The following is an 18,064-nucleotide window of genomic DNA, read 5'->3' as shown; positions in this document are numbered from 1 at the left end:
CCCCAGTCCTGAGGAACGCCCCGCTCAGAAGACCGGCGTTCCCGCCTGCGTCAGCTTCCAGTTGGTGACGGCGAAGTCGGCCGGGTCGAGGGTCTTCTTCGCGGTCACGTAGTCGATCATGAGCTGGCGGATCTCGTTTGTCGAGCTGTACGCGATCGGCGCCGAGGCGATGTGCGGGTAGCCGGAGCCGCCGTTGGCGCGGTAGTTGTTCACGGCGACGACGAAGACCTGGTCGTCCTTCACCGGCGCACCCTTGTAGGAGAGGTTCTTGATGCGCGAGCCCTCGGGCTGCGCGATGTCGATCTCGTAGTCGACCCCGGCGGCGGTGTCGTACATGTAGTCCCAGAAGTTGTTGGCGTTGGTGAGGGTCGCGGTGTCGACCTTCGTGCCGGACGGGACCTGGTGGTAGTACTTCGCCGCGTACTCCAGGTAGTCCTTGAGCTGGGCGCCGGTCAGCTTCTTGCCGTAGAGGGTGTTGTCGTAGATGTAGAGCCCGGCGATGTCCTTGATCGTCACGTTCCCCGCGGGGATGTCCGCGGTCCGGCTGAAGGGCGCGGCGACCGAGATCAGCGGGAGTGCTGCGTCGGCGGAGGACAGCCCGGAGGCGACCGTCGCCATCTGCACCTGGTGGATGAAGTCCATGATGGGGACGTCCTTCCAGCAGGACTCCGCCGCCGACAGGTCCGCCGTGCAGGTGCCGACGGCCGTGTTGACGTACTTCACCACCAGCTCGTGGTCGGCCTCCAGGAGCCGCTTGATCTCCGGGTCCTCCTCGACCGTGTTGGGGTTGAGGGTCTGGGCCTTCTTGCCGGTCACCTTCCACTGCCCGCAGTGCAGTTCGAGCTCGAAGTCGAAGACGCTCAGGCGGTAGCCCCAGCAGTACGGCTCGGAGAGGAGGACCTCCTCGCCGGTCTCCTCGTTCTTCACCGTGTAGGAGGGGACCTCGACGTGGGTGTGGCCCACCAGGATCGCGTCGATGCCCGGCACCTGCTCGGCGACGAGGTTCGACGCGTTCTCCACGTACGGGAGTTCGTCGCCGTACGAGGACGAGCCGTCGAGGCCGGAGTGGTCGGTCAGGAACACCACGTCACAGCCCAGTGCGCGCAGGCGCGGGACGTACTTCTTGGCCTGCTCGACCAGGCCCGGGAAGACCATCCTGCCGCTGACGTTGTCCTTGTCCCACAGCGCGATACCGGGGTTGGTGAGGCCGAGGATGCCGACCTTGATGTCCGGGGCGCCGGGTACGCGGATGTGTTTCACCGTGTACGGCCGGAAGGCGGGGCGCAGGGTCTTGGCGTCGAGGGCGTTGGCGCCGAGCAGCGGGAAGCGGCACTGGCTCTCGAACTTCCGCAGCACGTCGATGCCGTAGTTGAACTCGTGGTTGCCGAGCGCGGCGGCGTCGTAGCGCATGTGGTTCATGGCCACGGCCATGGGGTGTCTGGGCCCCTTCTTGCCGTCGGTCCCGGTGATCGGGTCGACGCGCGCGAAGTAGTAGGCCAGCGAGGTGCCCTGGATGATGTCGCCGGCGTCGACGAGGAGGACGCGGTCCTCGCCCTTCGCCTCGCGCTGCTGCTTGATGAGCGTGGCCACGCGCGCGACACCGACGGAGTTGCCGGCCTTGTCGCTGTAGGCGGCGTCCTTGTAGTAGTCCCAGTCGAAGACGTGGCTGTGCAGGTCGGTGGTGCCGAGGATGGAGAAGGACCAGGTGCGGGGCGTCTTCTCGGGCTTGTGGTCGGCAGCCTCGGCCGTACCGGTGCCGACCGCTCCCGCAGCGGCGACCGCCGCCGAGGTGACGGCCGACTTCTGCATGAACTCGCGTCGGTTCATGGGACTGACGGGCATACGGGGCTCCTGGAAGTGGAGGAGGAAGAGAGATTGCACTACCCGCGTAGATAGTTCCGGTCACTTCTTCTGCGCGAAACCAGGAGCAGCCCATGGGCCGGTCAAGGATGTCCATGACCGGCCCAACTGGACGGGGATATAAGGGACTTACAGGAAGGAGTTGATCTCGATGGTCTCGTCGCGGCCCGGGCCCACGCCGATCGCGGAGATCGGGGCGCCGGACATCTCCTCCAGCGCCTTGACGTAGTTCTGCGCGTTCTTCGGGAGGTCGGCGAAGGTCTTGGCCTTCGTGATGTCCTCCTGCCAGCCGGGCAGCATCTCGTAGACCGGCTTGGCGTGGTGGAAGTCCGTCTGGGAGTAGGGGAGTTCCTCGACCCGCCTGCCGTCGATCTCGTACGCGACGCAGACCGGGATCTGCTCCCAGCCGGTGAGGACGTCGAGCTTGGTGAGGAAGAAGTCGGTCAGGCCGTTGACCCGGGTCGCGTAGCGGGCGATCACCGCGTCGAACCAGCCGCAGCGGCGGTCGCGGCCCGTCGTCACGCCCCGCTCGCCGCCGATGCGGCGCAGCGCCTCGCCGTCCTCGTCGAACAGCTCCGTCGGGAAGGGGCCCGAGCCGACGCGGGTGGTGTACGCCTTGAGGATGCCGATGACGCGGCTGATCTTCGTGGGGCCGACGCCGGCGCCGGTGCAGGCACCGCCCGCGGTCGGGTTCGACGAGGTCACGAACGGGTACGTGCCGTGGTCGATGTCCAGGAGCGTGCCCTGGCCGCCCTCGAACAGGACGACCTTGTTCTCGTCCAGCGCCTGGTTGAGGATCAGGACCGTGTCGGCGACGTACGGCTTGATCTTCTCCGCGTAGCCCAGCAGTTCCTCGACCACCTGGCCGACGGCGATCGCACGCCGGTTGTACAGCTTGGTGAGGATCTGGTTCTTGACGTCGAGGGCCGCCTCGACCTTCTGGGTCAGGATCGACTCGTCGTACAGGTCCTGGACCCGGATGCCGACGCGGTTGATCTTGTCGGCGTAGGTCGGGCCGATGCCGCGGCCGGTCGTGCCGATCTTGCGCTTTCCGAGGAAGCGTTCCGTCACCTTGTCGACGGTGACGTTGTACGGGGTGATGACGTGTGCGTTGCCGCTGATCAGCAGCTTCGACGTGTCGACACCGCGTTCGTTCAGACCGCTCAGCTCGGAGAGCAGGACCGACGGGTCGACGACGACGCCGTTGCCGATGACGGGCGTACATCCGGGCGACAGGATTCCGGAAGGGAGGAGGTGGAGCGCATACTTCTGGTCACCTACGACCACCGTGTGGCCGGCGTTGTTGCCGCCCTGGTAGCGCACGACATAGTCCACCGAGCCGCCGAGCAGGTCGGTGGCCTTTCCCTTGCCTTCGTCACCCCACTGAGCACCGAGCAGCACAAGTGCGGGCACGCGCGTACACCCCTTCCGGGCGGGGCATGTCCAAGGTCGGGGGCGTGGGCGTAAGGTTCACCGCCGCGTGCCACAGCGACCGCCGTTGGTCGCCAACCGTCGGACCGGATGCCCCGGAATAGACGAAGCCCCTGGCGCAATAGCGCAAGGGGCTCTTGCACAAAGATGCTACCCGAGGAAGCGAGGCAGGACCGAGGTGGCGACTTCCGACCAGCTCCTGGTGGTCATCGACCCGGTCGCCCGTCACAGCGACGGTGAGTCGGTACGGATCGCGAAAGACGTGCTCAGCGCGGGTGCGGCCGCCAAGGTGTGTCTCCCGGACGGGCCCGAGGAATTCGCCCGGGCACTGGATCGGCGCGGGTCGCGCAGACCGGTGGTCGTCGGCGACGACCGGGCGCTGCTGCGGGCGGTGACGCTGCTGCACCGGCGCCGTGAGCTGGGCACGACGGCCCTGTCGCTGGTGCCGGTGGGCGCCGCGCAGTCGCTGGCGCGGTCGCTGGGGGTGCCGGCGGGGGCGGTGGCGGCCGCGCGGGCCGTCCTGGACGGGGTCGAGCGGTGGCTGGACCTGCTGGTGGACGACAGCGACGGGGTGGTGCTCGGGGATCTGCGGATCCCTCCGGTTCCGGCGCGGGAGACGGCGGGGGCCGAGCCGGTGCCGGCCTCGTCGGCGGGCTCGGGGCTTCCGTGGCTGCGGTCGTGCCAGTCGCTGGTACGGACGCTCGCGGCGCGTCCCGCACGGGGGGTGCCGTCACCCCGTCCGGGGGGCCCCGGGCCGTCCCGGCTGCGGGTGGAGGTGGACGGGGAGACGCTGGTGGACCTGGACCAGCCGGTGGAGGGGGTGTCCGTGACGCCGGGGGATCCGGGAGTGGCCGAGGTGGAGGTACGGCCGGTCTCGGTGGGCGCGGAGGCGTCACCGCTGCTGGCGGTGGGGCGCAGGGTGACGGTGTCGGGGGCCGACTTCCGGTACCGGGCGGATGCCGTGGTGTCGGGGCCGGTGCGGACGCGGACATGGGTGGTGCGGGAGGGGGCGTGGGGGCTCACGCTCCCCGCACGGGCACGAGATCTCCGGGGCGGGGCCTGACGGCCCGACGCGGTGGTCAGCCGATCTCCACGGTCAGACCCTTCAGGCCGCGGATCACGAAGTTCGGCTTCCGCTCCGGCTCCGCCGCGCAGCGCAGCGTCGGGGCCTGCTCCAGCAGCGCCGTCATGGACGCCGCCAGCTCGATACGGGCCAGGGGCGCGCCGATGCAGTAGTGGATGCCCGCGCTGAAGGAGATGTGCGGGTTGTCCTTGCGGGTCAGGTCGAGCCTCTCGGGGGCGTCGAACACGGCCGGGTCATGGTCCGCGGAACCGAACAGCATGGCGATCTCCGCGCCCCGCGGGATCACCGTGCCGTCGATCTCGATCTCGTCCAGCACCCAGCGTTCGAAGAGCTGGAGCGGGGTGTCGTAGCGCATCAGCTCCTCCACCGCCGAGGGGACGAGCGTGTGGTCCGCGCGCAGGGCCGCGAGCTGGTCCGGGTGGCGGAACAGCGCCCACCAGCCGTTCACCGTCGCGTTCACCGTGGCCTCGTGTCCGGCGTTCAGCAGCAGTACACAGGTCGAGACCATCTCCTGCTCGGTGAGCCGGTCGCCCTCGTCGTGGGCCGCGATCAGGCCCGAGATCAGGTCCTCCCCCGGCTCCTTGCGGCGCTCCTCGATCAGCTCCCGGAGGTAATCCGAGAACTCGACGGACGCCCGCACCGCCTTGCGTGCCGTCTCCTCGGACGGGTTCAGCTCGTACATCCCGCAGATGTCCGCCGACCAGGGACGCAGCAGCCCGCGGTCCGCCTCGGGGATGCCCAGCATCTCGGCGATCACCGCGACCGGCAGCGGCTCGGCGACGTCCGTCAGCAGATCGCCGCCGCCCGCCTCCACCAGCCGGGACACCAGCTTGCCGGCGAGGCCGTGCACATACGGCTTGAGCTGCTCCACCGTCCGCGGTGTGAACGCCTTCGACACCAGGCGCCGGATCCGGGTGTGGTCCGGCGGCTCCAGGTCGAGCATGCCGTGGTCGTTGAGCGTGTGGAACGGCTCGTGCTCGGGCGGCGGCGCCGTCCGCCCGAAGTCCTCGTGCGTGAACCGGTGCTGGTAGGTCCGGCCCAGCCGCCTGTCCCGCAGCAACGCCGACACGTCCGCGTGGTGCGGCACCAGCCACTGACCGGTGGGCTCGAACCAGTGCACGCGGCCGCGCGCACGCAGCTCGGCATAGGCGGGGTACGGGTCGGCGACGAACGCCGGGTCCCAGGGGTCGAACGCGAGAGCGGAACGAGCTGCCATGCCCGGACGCTAACCGAGCGGACGGCCGCTGACCAGGGGGTCCCGCGCCGAAGGGCGGATCACCCCGGCGTCACCAGTCTCGCCTCGTACGCGAACACCGCCGCCTGGGTGCGGTCGCGCAGGCCCAGTTTCACCAGGATGCGGCTGACGTGCGTCTTGATGGTGGACTCGGCCACCACCAGCCGCTCCGCGATCTCCGCGTTCGACAGCCCCTGGGCGATCAGGACAAGCACCTCCGTCTCCCGTTCCGTCAGGTCCCCGTACGCCGCCCGGGCCGCCGGCAGGAGCGGCGGCCGGTCCGCGAGGCGCGAGAACTCCGTGATCAGCCGACGGGTGACCGAGGGCGCCAGCAGGGCCTCACCCGCCGCCACCACCCTCACCCCGTCGGCGAGCTGCCGTGCGGAGGCGTCCTTGAGCAGGAAGCCGGAGGCTCCCGCCCGCAGCGCCTGGTACACGTACTCGTCGAGGTCGAAGGTGGTCAGCACCAGCACCTTGGCCGAACCGTCCGCGGCGACGATCTCCCGGGTCGCCTCGATACCGTTCAGCTCCGGCATGCGGATGTCCATCAGCACGACGTCCGGGGCCAGTTCACGGACCCGCTCGACCGCCTCCCTGCCGTTGACCGCCTCCCCGACGACCTCGATGTCCGGCATCGCCCCGAGCAGCACCGAGAAGCCCTCCCGGACCATCATCTGGTCGTCGGCGATCAGTACGCGGATGGTGCCCGTCGTCACGCGGTGCCCTCCGCGGTGCCCACGGGGAGGAACACCGTCACCTCATAGCCTCCGTCGTCCGTCTCCCCCACCGTCATCTCCCCGTTCAGCATCGAGACCCGCTCGCGCATGCCCGTCAGGCCGTGCCCCGCGCCGTGCGTCGACTTGGTGAGCGTGATCTGCGGCGCCGGGCCGTTGACGACGCGCAGGCCGAGACCGCCGAGCACATAGCCGATCTCCACCCGTGCCGTGGCGCCCGGTGCGTGCCGCAGCGTGTTGCTGAGGGCCTCCTGGACGATCCGGTACGCGGACAGCTCGACGCCCTGCGGGAGCTCCCGCACCGCGCCCGTGACCACCTTGTCCACGCTCAGCCCCGCCTCCCGCACGTTCGCCAGCAGGGCGTCCAGGTCGGCCAGGGTGGGCTGGGGCGCGTCGGGGACCTCGTAGTCCTCCGCCCGTACGACGCCGAGGACGCGGCGCAGCTCGGTCAGCGCCGCCACCGCGTTCTCCCGGATCGTGGCGAAGGCCTTCTCCAGTTCCGGCGGCGGGTTCTGCACGCGGTAGGGCGCGGCCTCCGCCTGGATCGCGACCACCGACATGTGGTGGGCCACCACGTCGTGGAGCTCGCGGGCGATCGTCGTGCGCTCCTCCAGCAGGGTGCGCCGGGAGCGCTCGTGCGCCGTCTCGGTCTGCTGGGCGGTGACCTCCTGCTCGGCGTCGCGGCGTATGTGCCAGACGGTGACGGACAGCAGGGAGATCGCGGAGACCACCAGCATGGGCGGGGTGTTGGTGTCGAAGCTGTTCTCGCTGAAGAGGCTCTCGGCGAAGAAGCCGTAGAGCGCGGTGATGACCCACATCCATGCCGCGGTGCGCGGCCGGCTGCGTATCGCCACGACCGTCACCACCACCAGGTGGGAGACAAAACTGCCGGGCGGCCACGGCCCCGCCGACCAGTCGGGGCTCAGGGCCGCCGAGGCGAGCGTCGCCGCCAAGGACAGCCAGAAGGCTCCGACCGGGCGGACCAACGTCAGCAGCACCGGCGCCAGGGCCAGCAGACCGCACAGCAGGGCGGCCCCTCCGCCGTCGCCGGTCGTCAAGGCACCGAACATCGCCACCAGGCCGGCCCCCACCACCACGGCGTGCCGTTTCCAGGCTGCATACGTCCGCAGGCGACCGGACGCCCGCCCGGCCGGCGGAGCGCCGGCGCCGCTGCGGGCCAGCGGGCGGTAGGCGAAGGCGTCGTGGAACAGGTCCTGCCGCAGCCCGCGCAGGGCGTCCACGGCCAGCCGGTACTCCGGGCTGCGCGGCGTGTATGGCGCGTACGCACCGTCCGGTGGCGTCTGCCTCTTGGTCGTCTCGGTCACGTGGAAAAGGTAGGCCCGGACAGCGGGCACGGTCGTCACCAGTGAGGGGGGTCCTCGGGAATCCTCCTCAAGTACTACGGGTACGGTCGGCCCCCGGCCAGGTCGCCCCGCGCCCGCCCGGACGTCAGTAGCCCGACGGCCGCACCAGCCCCGACTCGTAGGCGAACACGGCCGCCTGGGTGCGGTCGCGCAGGCCCAGCTTCACCAGGATGCGGCCCACATGGGTCTTCACGGTCTGCTCGGCGACCACGAGGCGCTCGGCGATCTCCGCGTTCGACAGGCCCTGGGCGATGAGGGCGAGGACCTCGGTCTCCCGCTCGGTGAGGTCGCCGACGCGCTCCTTCAGCGGCGCCCGGGGCGTGCTGTGCATCCGGGAGAACTCGGCGAGCAGGCGCCGGGTGATGCCGGGCGCGAGAAGCGCGTCGCCCGCCGCCACCACCCGTACCGCCTCGGCGAGCTGATCGGCGGAGGCGTCCTTGAGCAGGAAGCCGGAGGCGCCGGCGCGCAGGGCGTCGTAGACGTACTCGTCGAGGTCGAAGGTGGTCAGGACCAGGACCTTCGGGTGCGGGGTGGCCTCGGTGATGCGGCGGGTCGCCTCGATGCCGCCGAGCTCGGGCATGCGGATGTCCATCAGGACGACGTCCGGGGCGAGTTCGGCGACCTTGGCGATCGCGTCCTTCCCGTCGACGGCCTGGCCGACGACCTCGATGTCGGGCTTGGCGTTGAGCAGCACCGTGAAGCCCTGCCGGACCATCATCTGGTCGTCGGCGATCAGTACGCGGATGGTGCTGCTCGTCATCGGTTCTCTTCTCCTGTCGGGTCGGCGGCAGCGCCGTCGGGCGGGGCGTCCTCGGGGCCGGGCAGGAAGCACGCCACCGCGAAGCCGCCGTCGGCGGTCCCGGTCGCGAAGAGGGTCCCACCGAGCATCACGGCCCGCTCCCGCATACCGAGCAGTCCATGGCCCGCGCCCGGTGACGGCGGAGCCGGCCGGGTGGGCCGGGAGTTGGCGATGTGCAGCTGAAGTCCCCGCGGGACGTAGGTGAGTTCGACGCGGACGGTGGAGCCGGGGGCGTGCCGCAGCGCGTTGCTGAGGGCCTCCTGGACGATCCGGTACGCGGACAGTTCCACACCGGGTGACAGCGGGCGCACCTTGCCGACGATCTCCGTCCGCACCTCCATGCCGGCGGCGCGGGTGTTCGCCACCAGGGCGTCGAGCCGGTCGAGGGTGGGCTGCGGGGAGTCGGGGGCGGCGCCGGTACCGCTGCCGCTTCCTATGCCGTAGGGGTCGGCGGGGTTCTCCGAGCGCAGGACGCCGAGGACGCGGCGCAGTTCGGTCAGGGCCTCCAGCGCGTTCTTGCGGATGCCGTCCAGGTTCTCCCTCAGCTCGTCGGAGGGGTTCTCCACCAGGTGGGGGGCGACCTGGGCCTGGATGGAGATGACCGACATGTGGTGGGCGACCACGTCGTGCAGTTCCCGGGCGATGCGGCTGCGTTCCTCCAGGAGGGTGCGGCGGGCGCGTTCCTCGGCCGTGACGACGGTCAGTTCCACGAGCTGCGTACGGGCCTCGCGGCGGCCGCGCAGTGCCGTGCCGACGAGGACGGCGACGGTGAAGGCGAACAGTTCGGCCGGGCCGGTCCGGTCGTGGGGGCCTGCGCCCTCGGCTTCCCCGGTCAGCAACGACGTCAGGACGGTCAGCACCCAGACGGCGACGGTGACGCGGGTGGGGGCCCGCAGGGCGAGCAGGAACAGCACGAGGGTGCACGCGACGATGCCCGATCCCGTCCAGGGCCACGGCGGAGCGTCCCAGGGGGAGGACATGAGGGCGTAGGTGGCCGCCCGGCCGATCTGCGAGACCAGCACGTGGGTCCCCAGTGTCATCCACCAGGCGGGCAGCGGGCGCCACAGAGCAAGTGCCACGGCACCGCCCTGCGCGAGGCCGATCACCGCACCGAGCCAGAGCGTCAGGCGGTAGCTGTCGATCGCCTCACCCCCGCCTCCGAACGCCAGGCTCAGGGCCATCGCGCAGACCAGCACGTGGGGCGCCCGGCGGAGCAGCCGGGGGCGGGACAGCGGCGGGAGCGGATCGGCGGCGAACGTGCACAGGTCGTCCCGGAGGACGCGCAACTGCCGGCGGAGCGCGGTGCGGAGGGAGGAGCCGCGCGAGCCCAGGGGACGGGCGGAGCGGGACTCCGGCTCGGGCGCCGCGGTCTCGGGGGACGCCTCGCGGCCCGGCGTGCCGAACGCACCGTCGGCCGGGTCTTCGTGCCGTGCCTCCTTCATCCGGCTCACCCTAGGCACCGCCGGACGTCTTCGCCCGAGTGCGGGGGAACCTGTGGACGAACACCACGCGGGAACGGCGGCCACGGGGCCTGCGCGGTCCCTGTTCGTAGGTGCGGAAGGCGGACCAGCACACGGTGAGGGCCAGGGCGAAGACCGGGAGCCAGGCCAGGCGGGCCGCCACCCAGGTCAGGCTGTCCGGGGTGGTGTGCAGGCCCGGCAGGCGGCCCGCGAGGAGGCCCGTCGCGGTGGTCGCCATCAGGGCCGTCTGGTGCCAGAGGAAGATCGTCATCGCGGAGAGGTTCACCAGGGCCACCGCCGCCCAGGCCAGGGGGCGGCGCATCGTGTGGCGCAGCCGTTCGCGCAGCAGCAGTGCCAGTCCGCACTGGGCCAGGCCGAAGGTGACGGCGGCCAGGGTCGGCGGGTTCAGGTTGGAGACGGGCTCGCCCGGGACCCCGACCATCGACGCCGGGTAACCCGCCCACACCACCAGAACCGCGGTCGCCGCCGCGCCTCCCGCCAGCAGGACCCAGCCCGCGCGGCGGCGCTCCAGCTCGCCCCGCGTCCACGCCGCGCCCAGGGTGTACGGCACGAGCCAGCCCGCCGGCAGGTTCACCCAGCCGAGCCAGGACGCACCGCCGAGGCCGAAGCGGACGATGTCCACATGGAGGACGACGGCCAGCGGCCACAGCGGGTTCAGCCGCGTCAGCAGCGGGGTGGCGGCCGTCAGGGCCCCGAACACCAGCAGGAACCACATGGGCGACAGGGCCAGCTTCACCAGGGTGTGGACGGTGCCGGTGTCCGCCCCGGTCGCGAACAGGCCGCACGCCACGACCGTCCACAGCGTCAGGACCGCCGCGACCGGCTTGAACAGCCGGGACAGGCGGGTGCGCAGCCACTGCCCGTAGGTGACACCCCTGGCCCGCGCCGAGGCGTAGCCCTTCGTCGCGACATGGCCGCCCACCAGGAAGAAGACGGCGAGCGTCTGGAACACCCAGGAGATCGGGGCCAGCCACGGCATGAAGTGCAGCGGGCTGGCGGTGCGCAGTGCGCTGCCGTCCGCGACCAGGGCGGTGACCAGCCAGTGCCCGAGGACGACACCGAGGATCGCCAGGGCCCGCAGGGCGTCGACCGCGCGGTCCCGGTCGGACGGGGTGGCCAGGTCGGTGCGGTGGGCCGCGGTGCGTATCGCGTTCAGGGTCTGCTGCCGCACGGTCGTGTCACGCACGGGTCACCTCCGACGTCTTGCCGAGGACGATCCGGGTCAGGTTGGCCAACGAGGCCGAGCCCGGCTTGAAGTAGTCGCTGTGGCCGCCGCCGCCCGCGCTGAACACCCGGGCGCCGTAGGCCGGGAAGACGGGATCCGTGCCCAGGCCGACGGTCGTGCCGAACAGGTCCGCGCGGAGGTGGGGCACCTCCGCGATCCAGTCGTCGGCGCCGCGGGCCGCCCAGACGCGGGCGTGGGTGTCCAGGTCGGTGACGGAGTCCGCGCCGGTGCCGGGGCTGCCGACCAGGACGATGTCCCGGGCGTCGACGGCACCGGCCGCGCGGGCGCACACCGCCGTGCCGTAGGAGTGGCAGATCAGGGAGATGCCGGGCGCAGGGCCGAACGCGTCCCGAAGCTGCCGCACGAACCGCTCCAGAGCCGGGGCGGCCTGGGCGGCGCGGGACGTGGTGAGCACGGCGGTGCTGAGCATGCGGGGCGTGTCGTAGCCGAGCCAGGCGATCACCGCCGTGTCCCGGCCGGTGCCGTGGTGCAGGGCGAGCGCGGTGGCGCGGAAGCGGCCGTAGGTGTCCAGCGTGGTGTCGGAACCCGGCACCAGGACCGCTATGTGCTTCGCCGTGGCCAGGTCGCCGAAGACCTCGGTCACACGGCCCGTGCCCCGGCCGTCGAAGGCCAGCAGATCGCGGGCGGGGGAGGCCAGTGCACGCTCGACCGCCGCCCTGCTCCGGTCGCCGTGGGCCGCCGCCATGCGGGACGCCTCGGCGGCATCCGCGCGGTTCGCCTCGAACGTCCCGGTGAGCGTGGTCGCCGAGAGCGGGGCGGGCGCCGCCGGCGGCGGGGCCGGGATCCGGGGCCGCGCGGCGGCCGACAGGGGCACCACGACGGCGACCGTGACCAGGACGGCGAGCAGGGTGCGACGGACGCGGCCGGGACGCCTCCGGCGCAGGCCCCGCCGTTCGCCGCCACTCCCGTTCGGGCCCCGCCGTTCGCCGCCGCCCCCGTTCGGGCCCCGCCGTTCGCCGCCGCCCCCGTTCGGCTCCCGACCGGTCGCGTACGTGACTGCGGCCGGGCTCCTCCCCCGGAACCCCATGACGTCCTCCCCTTCCGCCGCCCCGCTGAAGAGACGGTCACGGGAAGGAAGTTACGGAGCGTCACCCGTCGTCGGCGTCATGCCGCAGAGCTCACTTGGGAGGTAGCTCTCAGGTACTACGGGTATGACCGGGTCCACCGGAGAGGGGGCGAGGACCGGGTACGGCCGGGGCGGCCCCGGCTACCACGCCAGTTGCGCGATCTCCTCCGCCACCACCGCGCACGCGTCCGCCGCCGGGTCGATCAGGGGGAAGTGGCCGACGTCCTCGAGGAGCGTGAGGCCGACGACCTCGCCCGCCTTCGCCGCCGCCTCCGCGTACGCCTCGGCGACCGCCTGCGGGACCACGACGTCCGTCCGGCCCTGGACCAGGGTCGTGGCGATACCGGTGGGCAGCAGCAGCGCCGGGTCCGCGTACGGTCTGCGCTCCTCGAACCGCTCCCTGCCGCCGAGGAGCTGGACCGCCGCGCCGCCGCACACCTCCAGCTTCTCGGCGACGTGGAAGTCCGCGATGGGGGCGAGCGCCACGACACCGCGCAGCGGAGCCGGGCGGTCCGAGCGCCACGGGGAGTCCGGCGGCAGGACGTGGCGGGCCGCGGCCCACAGCGCGAGGTGGCCGCCCGCCGAGTGCCCCGTGATCACCGTGCGGCGCGGATCGGCCTGCGGCAGCGCCTCGCGCACCAGCCCGGGAAGGGCGTCGAACGCGGCCGCCACGTCGTCGAACGTGTCCGGCCAGCGGCCCGCCACCGGCCCCGTGCCGCCGCCCGCACCGGAACCCGCGTCCCCGGACCCGTCGGCCTGGGCCGGGATGAGGGCGCCCCGGCGGTACTCGACGCTCGCCACTGCGAAGCCCCGGCGGGCCAGGAAGTCCGCGAACGGCGAGACGTGCCGGCGGTCGTACGGCGCACGCCACGCTCCGCCGTGCAGCAGGACGACCAGGGGGACGGCTCCCGGGGCGGCCGCCGCCCCGGCCGGTTCCGTCTGCCGCGGGGCGTAGAAGTCGATCACCTGGTCGGGGTGGTCGCCGTAGGCAGCGGTGGAGTCGGGGTCCACCGGGGGGTGCGAGAAGGCGGACGCCTCTTCGGCGGCATCGCGGTGGGCGGCGTCGTCCGGCATGCTCCAACCTCTCAGCGGCAGAAAGGGATTCGTGCGCGGCGGCCGGAGGATACCGGTCGCTGGCGGGGACGGTATCAGGCGGGTGACGTGCGTCAGCACGGGGTTGTCACTCTCGGTGAGGAGCAAAACGGTTCTGCTGTGCCGCCACGTTACCCACGGCTCAGGCCCCGTCGGGGGCGGGTGCGCGCCTCCACGGGGGCGGGTGCCCCGCCCCCGTGGAACCGCCCGTCAGGCCACCACCTCCGCCAGCACCCGGGCCGCCCGCTCGACGTCCCCGAAGCCCACGTACAGCGGCGTGAAACCGAACCGCAGCACGTCCGGCGGCCGGAAGTCGCCGACCACCCCGGAGGCGATCAGCCGCTTCATCACGTTCCCCGCCTCCGCGCAGCGCAGAGCGATCTGGCTGCCGCGCTCGTCGTGCGCGACCGGGGTCAGGGACTCGACCGTGCCGGGCCGGACGTAGGCCGCCACGCATTCCAGGAAGAAGTCCGTCAGGGCCAGCGACTTGGCGCGGACCGCGTCGATCGAGACGCCGTCCCACACCTCCAGCGCCGCCTCCAGGGCGAGCATCGACAGGATGTCCGGGGTCCCGACGCGTCCGCGCAGGGCGCCGGGGGCCGGTTCGTAGGCGGTCCGCATGCCGAAGGGTTCCGCGTGCGAGTTCCAGCCCGGCAGCGGTGAGTCGAAGCGGTCCTGCAGCTCGCGCCGCACATACAGGTACGCGGGCGAGCCGGGCCCCCCGTTGAGGTACTTGTAGGTGCAGCCGACCGCCAGGCCGACCCCGTGTTCGTCCAGCCCCACGGGCAGCGCGCCCGCGCTGTGGCACAGGTCCCAGACCGCGACCGCGCCCGCCGCGTGCACGGCGGCCGTCAGACCGGGCAGGTCGTGCAGCCGGCCGGTGCGGTAGTCGACGTGGTTCAGCAGCACCGCCGCCGTACGGCCGGACAGCGCCCCGGGCACCTCCGCCGGGGCCACCGGGCGCAGCGTGCAGCCGGTCATCCGTGCCGCCGATCCGGCGATGTACCCGTCCGTCGGGAACGTCGTCGCGTCGACCACGATCTCGTCCCGTCCGGCGTCCGTCTCCCGGGCCATGCGCACCGCCGCCACCAGCGCCTTGAAGACGTTGACGCTGGTGGAGTCGCCCACCACGATCTGCCCGGGCGCCGCCCCGACCAGCGGGGCGATGCGGTCACCGATCCGCTCCGGCGCCGTCCACCAGCCGCTCTCGTCCCAGGAGCGGATCCGCAGCCCGCCCCACTGGCGCCGGACGACGTCCGCGACCCGGTCCGGGACGGCGGCGGGCAGCGCGCCCAGCGAGTTGCCGTCCAGGTAGACGCCCTCATCGAGCACGAACCTCGCGCGCAGCGGCGCGAGTTCGTCGGCGGCGTCCAGTTCCTTCGCCCTCGCCGTCAACTCGGCCGTCGGTTCAGACATGGGACCGCGCCGTCCACAGCTCGGGGAACACGTTCTTCTGCGCGCGCTTCTCCAGCCAGGCCACCCCGGCGGAGCCGCCCGTGCCGGGCTTGGCGCCCATCGCGCGCCGGGTGGCGAGGAGGTGGTCGTTGCGCCAGCGCCACACCAGTTCCGCCACATCGGTCAACGCCTCGCCCAGCCGGGCGAGTTCGTCGTCCGGGTCCCCCGAGTAGACGGCCGCCCAGACCGACTCCACCTCCTCCGACGGCTCGTAGCGCTGCGAGACGTCGCGCCGCAGCACCTCGTCGGGGACGGCGTGCCCGCGACGGGCGAGGAGCCGCAGCACCTCGTCGTACAGGCACGGCTCGTGCAGCGCCTTCTCCAGTTCGGCGTGGACGCGGGGCGCGCCCCGGTGCGGCACCAGCATGGACGCGGACTTGTCGCCGAGCAGGAACTCCATGCGGCGGTACATCGCCGACTGGAAGCCGGAGCCCTCGCCGAGGGCGCTGCGGTAGGAGTTGAACTGGGCGGGCGTCAGCTGCGCCAGGGGCCGCCAGGACGCGTTCAGCGCCTGGAGTTCCCGTACGGACCTCTTCAGCGCGTCGATCGCCACCGGCACCCGGTCCTCGCGCAGGGCGCGCGCCGCGGTCTCCCACTCGTGGACGATGACGGTGAACCACAGCTCCATCACCTGGGTCGTGACCAGGAAGACCATCTCTCCGGGGTCGTCGGAGAGGGTGTGCTGGAGGTGGGTGAGCACGTCCGCCCGGACGTAGTCCTCGTACGGGGTCGTGCCCTGGAAGTCGAGATGCGGGGTCTCGGGCTCGGAAACCTCGGGGGAGGGAGGAGTCCGGTGAGCCTGTTGGGACATCGCTGTCTCCTGTATGTACTCCGGGTAGCGGTCCGCCCCTGCCGATGCCGGCACGGGGGCCCCGGTCCCCACAGGCATCCTGCGCAATGCACCCTGGCACCGCAAGGCCCGCCTGGTCACAGGCGGGCCTGCCGCTCGCAGGAGGGCTCAGCCCAGCGTCTGGGCCGCCGTCGGCGAGGAGTCCTTCAGGAACTGGGTGCAGCGCTCGTACTCCTCCTGCTCGCCGATGCCGTGCGCGGCGCGGGCGAGGGCGTGCAGGGCGCGCAGGAACCCACGGTTGGGCTCGTGCTCCCAGGGGATGGGTCCGTGGCCCTTCCAGCCGTTGCGCCGCAGGGCGTCCAGGCCGCGGTGGTAGCCCGTACGGGCGTACGCGTACGACTCGACGACCGAGCCCCGCTCGAACGCGTCGTCGGCGAGCTGCGCCCAGGCGAGGGAGGAGGCGGGGTGGCGGGCGGCGACCTCGGCGGGCGCCGTTCCGCCCGCGAGGAGCTCGCGCGGCTCCGGGTCGTCGGGGAGGTGCGTCGGGGGCGGGCCCCCGAGAAGGTTCTCGTGAAGGGTCATGAGATCAGTGTGCGCCATGGGCCCACGGCGGATCGCGGCGGTGGGGCGGGGGCCGGGGCGGCGGAGCCGAAGCCGGGGCGGCGGGGCAAGGCACCAGGTCGGTGGGGCGGGGCACCGGATCGACGGCGCACGGGACCGGATCAGAGGGGCGGGGCACCGGATCGACGGCGCACGGGACCGGATCAGAGGGGCGGGGCACCGGATCGGCGGCGCACGGGACCGGATCGGTGGGTCACCCCGCCGGGTCGGGGTCGGCGGCCGTGCGGCCGCGGCGTGGCTCGAGCGGTGGGGCCGTCACGGAGCAGTGCGTGCGGCACTGGGGGTGGCGGCACTCCGGGGCCGGGCGGCGCACGGTCGTGAAGGCGAGCACCGCGCCTGCCGCCAGAACGCCCGCGCACAGCGGCATCGCGCGGCGGAAGGCGGCCTCGAACGCGTCCGGCACACGGTACGCCTCCGGGCCCATCCCGGTGAGCAGGGGCAGCGCGGCCACGGCGATCAGGCCGGCCGCGCGGGCCGCCGCGTTGTTGATGCCGCTGGCCAGGCCGGCCCGTTCGGTGTCCACCGAGGCGAGCACGGTGGCGGTCAGCGGGGCCACCAGGGTGACCATGCCCGCGCCCATGACCAGCACGGCGGGCAGGACGTCGGCGGGGTACGAGGCGCCCTTGCCGACGCGCAGCATCAGCAGCATGCCCGCCGCGCAGAGCAGGGGGCCGACGGTGAGCGGGATACGGGGTCCGATGTGCTCCGCCAGGGCGCCGGAGCGGGCCGAGAACAGGAGCATCAGGACGGTGGTGGGCAGCAGGGCGACACCGGCCGTGAGCGGTGAGTAGCCGGAGACGACCTGGAGCTGGAGGGCGGTGAGGAAGAAGAAGCCGCCGAAGGCCGCGTAGACGCAGAAGGTCACCAGGTTGACCGCCGTGAACTGGCGGGAGGCGAAGATGTCGAGCGGCATCATCGGGTCGGGGCGGCGCCGTTCGACGCGGACGAAGGCGACACCGGCGGCGAGACCCGCGACCGCGGTGAGGGCCACCGGGAGCGAGCCGCCGTGGGCCTCGATGAGGGCGTACGTCACCAGGGCGAGGGAGAGGGCGCCGAGGGTGGCGCCGAGGACGTCGAACCGGCCGTGGGTGCCGCCCTCGGCGGACTCGGGGACGTGCCGTACGGCGATGGGGGCGCACAGGAGGGCCAGCGGGACGTTGAGGAGGAAGACCCAGCGCCAGCCCGGCCCGTCCACCAGCCAGCCGCCGACGAACGGGCCGACGGCGGCGCCGATACCGCCGAAGCCGGACCACAGGCCGACCGCCCTGGCGCGGTCGTCGGGGTGGAAGGTGGCCTGGATGAGGGCGAGCGAGCCGGGGGTGAGGAGGGCGCCGCCGACGCCCTGGAGGGCGCGGGCGACGATGAGGATGCCGGGGGTGGGCGCGAGGCCGCAGAGGAGGGAGGCGGTGGCGAACCAGACGACGCCGAGCACGAAGATCCTGCGGCGGCCGTAGCGGTCGCCGAGGGCGCCGCCGAGCAGGATGAGACCGGCCAGCGTGAGCAGGTACGCGTTGACGGTCCACTGGAGGGCGGAGAGGCTCGCGTCGAGGGCGTGGCCGATGCGGGGGAGGGCGACGTTGACGACGGTGGAGTCCAGCAGGGCCATGCTGGAGCCGAGCACCGTGGTCAGGAGGATCCACTTCCCCTGCGGGGAGGCGAGCCTCACGGCGGGGGGCTGCTGCGGGGTGACCGCCATGCTGGGATCATCCCGCGTCGGGTGCGATTGAGCCAGGTCTGCGGTGCCCCGGGGTTGGCCGGGCGGTCCGGGGCGCGGGTGCCCCGGGGGGTCCGCAGCCCGGCCGGTGCG

The 18,064-nt window shown here is 72.6% G+C and carries 15 protein-coding genes; 1 reads left to right on the top strand and 14 read right to left on the bottom strand.

Annotated elements, in window-relative coordinates; genetic code table 11:
- Positions 1-24: 24 nt before the first annotated feature.
- Entirely contained in the window at positions 25-1,842 is a 1,818-nt protein-coding gene (locus ACZ4SW_RS29650) for a bifunctional metallophosphatase/5'-nucleotidase (RefSeq protein WP_468251733.1), read from the bottom strand.
- Positions 1,843-1,989: 147 nt separating this feature from the next.
- The gene (locus tag ACZ4SW_RS29645; RefSeq protein ID WP_468251732.1) at positions 1,990-3,273 is read right to left on the bottom strand and encodes an adenylosuccinate synthase; all 1,284 of its coding nucleotides are present in this window, start codon (positions 3,271-3,273) and stop codon (positions 1,990-1,992) included.
- Positions 3,274-3,469: 196 nt separating this feature from the next.
- Here ACZ4SW_RS29645 and ACZ4SW_RS29640 point away from each other — a divergent pair, with 196 nt between their 5' ends.
- Entirely contained in the window at positions 3,470-4,354 is an 885-nt protein-coding gene (locus ACZ4SW_RS29640; protein ID WP_468251730.1) for a diacylglycerol kinase, read from the top strand.
- A 16-nt stretch (positions 4,355-4,370) separates the two neighbouring features.
- On the opposite strand, the gene ACZ4SW_RS29635 is transcribed toward ACZ4SW_RS29640, so the two are convergent.
- The 12 genes from ACZ4SW_RS29635 to ACZ4SW_RS29580 form a co-directional block, all read right to left on the bottom strand.
- On the bottom strand, positions 4,371-5,591 hold the full coding sequence (locus tag ACZ4SW_RS29635) for a cytochrome P450 (protein WP_468251729.1): 1,221 nt from the start codon (positions 5,589-5,591) through the stop codon (positions 4,371-4,373).
- Positions 5,592-5,650: 59 nt separating this feature from the next.
- Positions 5,651-6,325: a response regulator gene (locus ACZ4SW_RS29630; protein ID WP_468251727.1), complete on the bottom strand. Its 675-nt coding sequence runs from the start codon at positions 6,323-6,325 to the stop codon at positions 5,651-5,653.
- Positions 6,322-7,668 carry a sensor histidine kinase gene (locus ACZ4SW_RS29625; RefSeq protein WP_468251726.1) on the bottom strand — a complete coding sequence of 449 codons (1,347 nt, stop codon included), beginning with the start codon at positions 7,666-7,668 and terminating at the stop codon, positions 6,322-6,324. Before ACZ4SW_RS29625 ends, ACZ4SW_RS29630 begins: the two co-directional genes overlap by 4 nt.
- A gap of 124 nt (positions 7,669-7,792) precedes the next feature.
- Positions 7,793-8,467 (bottom strand): response regulator, encoded by a 675-nt coding sequence (locus ACZ4SW_RS29620; RefSeq protein WP_468251725.1) that lies wholly within the window; start codon positions 8,465-8,467, stop codon positions 7,793-7,795.
- Complete coding sequence (locus ACZ4SW_RS29615; RefSeq protein ID WP_468251723.1) at positions 8,464-9,948, bottom strand: sensor histidine kinase; 1,485 nt, start codon at positions 9,946-9,948, stop codon at positions 8,464-8,466. The genes ACZ4SW_RS29620 and ACZ4SW_RS29615 overlap by 4 nt, the downstream gene beginning before the upstream one ends.
- Positions 9,949-9,958: 10 nt before the next feature.
- On the bottom strand, positions 9,959-11,173 hold the full coding sequence (locus ACZ4SW_RS29610) for an acyltransferase family protein (protein ID WP_468251722.1): 1,215 nt from the start codon (positions 11,171-11,173) through the stop codon (positions 9,959-9,961).
- Positions 11,166-12,260 carry an alpha/beta hydrolase gene (locus ACZ4SW_RS29605; RefSeq protein ID WP_468251721.1) on the bottom strand — a complete coding sequence of 365 codons (1,095 nt, stop codon included), beginning with the start codon at positions 12,258-12,260 and terminating at the stop codon, positions 11,166-11,168. Before ACZ4SW_RS29605 ends, ACZ4SW_RS29610 begins: the two co-directional genes overlap by 8 nt.
- A gap of 180 nt (positions 12,261-12,440) precedes the next feature.
- Positions 12,441-13,373, bottom strand: coding sequence for an alpha/beta hydrolase family protein (locus ACZ4SW_RS29600; protein WP_468251719.1), 933 nt, complete (start codon positions 13,371-13,373; stop codon positions 12,441-12,443).
- A gap of 228 nt (positions 13,374-13,601) precedes the next feature.
- A complete protein-coding gene (gene kynU, locus ACZ4SW_RS29595; RefSeq protein WP_468251718.1) occupies positions 13,602-14,807 on the bottom strand; it encodes a kynureninase in 1,206 nt (401 codons plus the stop codon).
- Positions 14,800-15,657, bottom strand: a complete 858-nt coding sequence (locus ACZ4SW_RS29590; RefSeq protein WP_468251717.1) for a tryptophan 2,3-dioxygenase family protein — start codon at positions 15,655-15,657, stop codon at positions 14,800-14,802. Before ACZ4SW_RS29590 ends, kynU begins: the two co-directional genes overlap by 8 nt.
- A 147-nt stretch (positions 15,658-15,804) precedes the next feature.
- Positions 15,805-16,218 carry a DUF3151 domain-containing protein gene (locus ACZ4SW_RS29585; protein WP_468251715.1) on the bottom strand — a complete coding sequence of 138 codons (414 nt, stop codon included), beginning with the start codon at positions 16,216-16,218 and terminating at the stop codon, positions 15,805-15,807.
- Positions 16,219-16,450: 232 nt separating this feature from the next.
- Positions 16,451-17,953 carry an MFS transporter gene (locus ACZ4SW_RS29580; protein WP_468251714.1) on the bottom strand — a complete coding sequence of 501 codons (1,503 nt, stop codon included), beginning with the start codon at positions 17,951-17,953 and terminating at the stop codon, positions 16,451-16,453.
- Positions 17,954-18,064: the final 111 nt, after the last annotated feature.

This window comes from Streptomyces sp. NPDC028331 (genome assembly GCF_055565775.1).
This window is presented reverse-complemented; position numbering and strand designations above follow the sequence as displayed.

Excerpts from the sequence above, each read along its gene's own strand:
- ACZ4SW_RS29615 (WP_468251723.1), bottom strand. The coding sequence starts at position 9,948 with ATGAAGGAGGCACGGCACGAAGACCCGGCCGACGGTGCGTTCGGCACG.
- ACZ4SW_RS29590 (WP_468251717.1), bottom strand. The coding sequence starts at position 15,657 with ATGTCCCAACAGGCTCACCGGACTCCTCCCTCCCCCGAGGTTTCCGAG.
- ACZ4SW_RS29600 (WP_468251719.1), bottom strand. The coding sequence starts at position 13,373 with ATGCCGGACGACGCCGCCCACCGCGATGCCGCCGAAGAGGCGTCCGCC.
- ACZ4SW_RS29620 (WP_468251725.1), bottom strand. The coding sequence starts at position 8,467 with ATGACGAGCAGCACCATCCGCGTACTGATCGCCGACGACCAGATGATG.
- ACZ4SW_RS29585 (WP_468251715.1), bottom strand. The coding sequence starts at position 16,218 with ATGACCCTTCACGAGAACCTTCTCGGGGGCCCGCCCCCGACGCACCTC.
- ACZ4SW_RS29650 (WP_468251733.1), bottom strand. The coding sequence starts at position 1,842 with ATGCCCGTCAGTCCCATGAACCGACGCGAGTTCATGCAGAAGTCGGCC.
- ACZ4SW_RS29605 (WP_468251721.1), bottom strand. The coding sequence starts at position 12,260 with ATGGGGTTCCGGGGGAGGAGCCCGGCCGCAGTCACGTACGCGACCGGT.
- ACZ4SW_RS29635 (WP_468251729.1), bottom strand. The coding sequence starts at position 5,591 with ATGGCAGCTCGTTCCGCTCTCGCGTTCGACCCCTGGGACCCGGCGTTC.
- kynU (WP_468251718.1), bottom strand. The coding sequence starts at position 14,807 with ATGTCTGAACCGACGGCCGAGTTGACGGCGAGGGCGAAGGAACTGGAC.
- ACZ4SW_RS29580 (WP_468251714.1), bottom strand. The coding sequence starts at position 17,953 with ATGGCGGTCACCCCGCAGCAGCCCCCCGCCGTGAGGCTCGCCTCCCCG.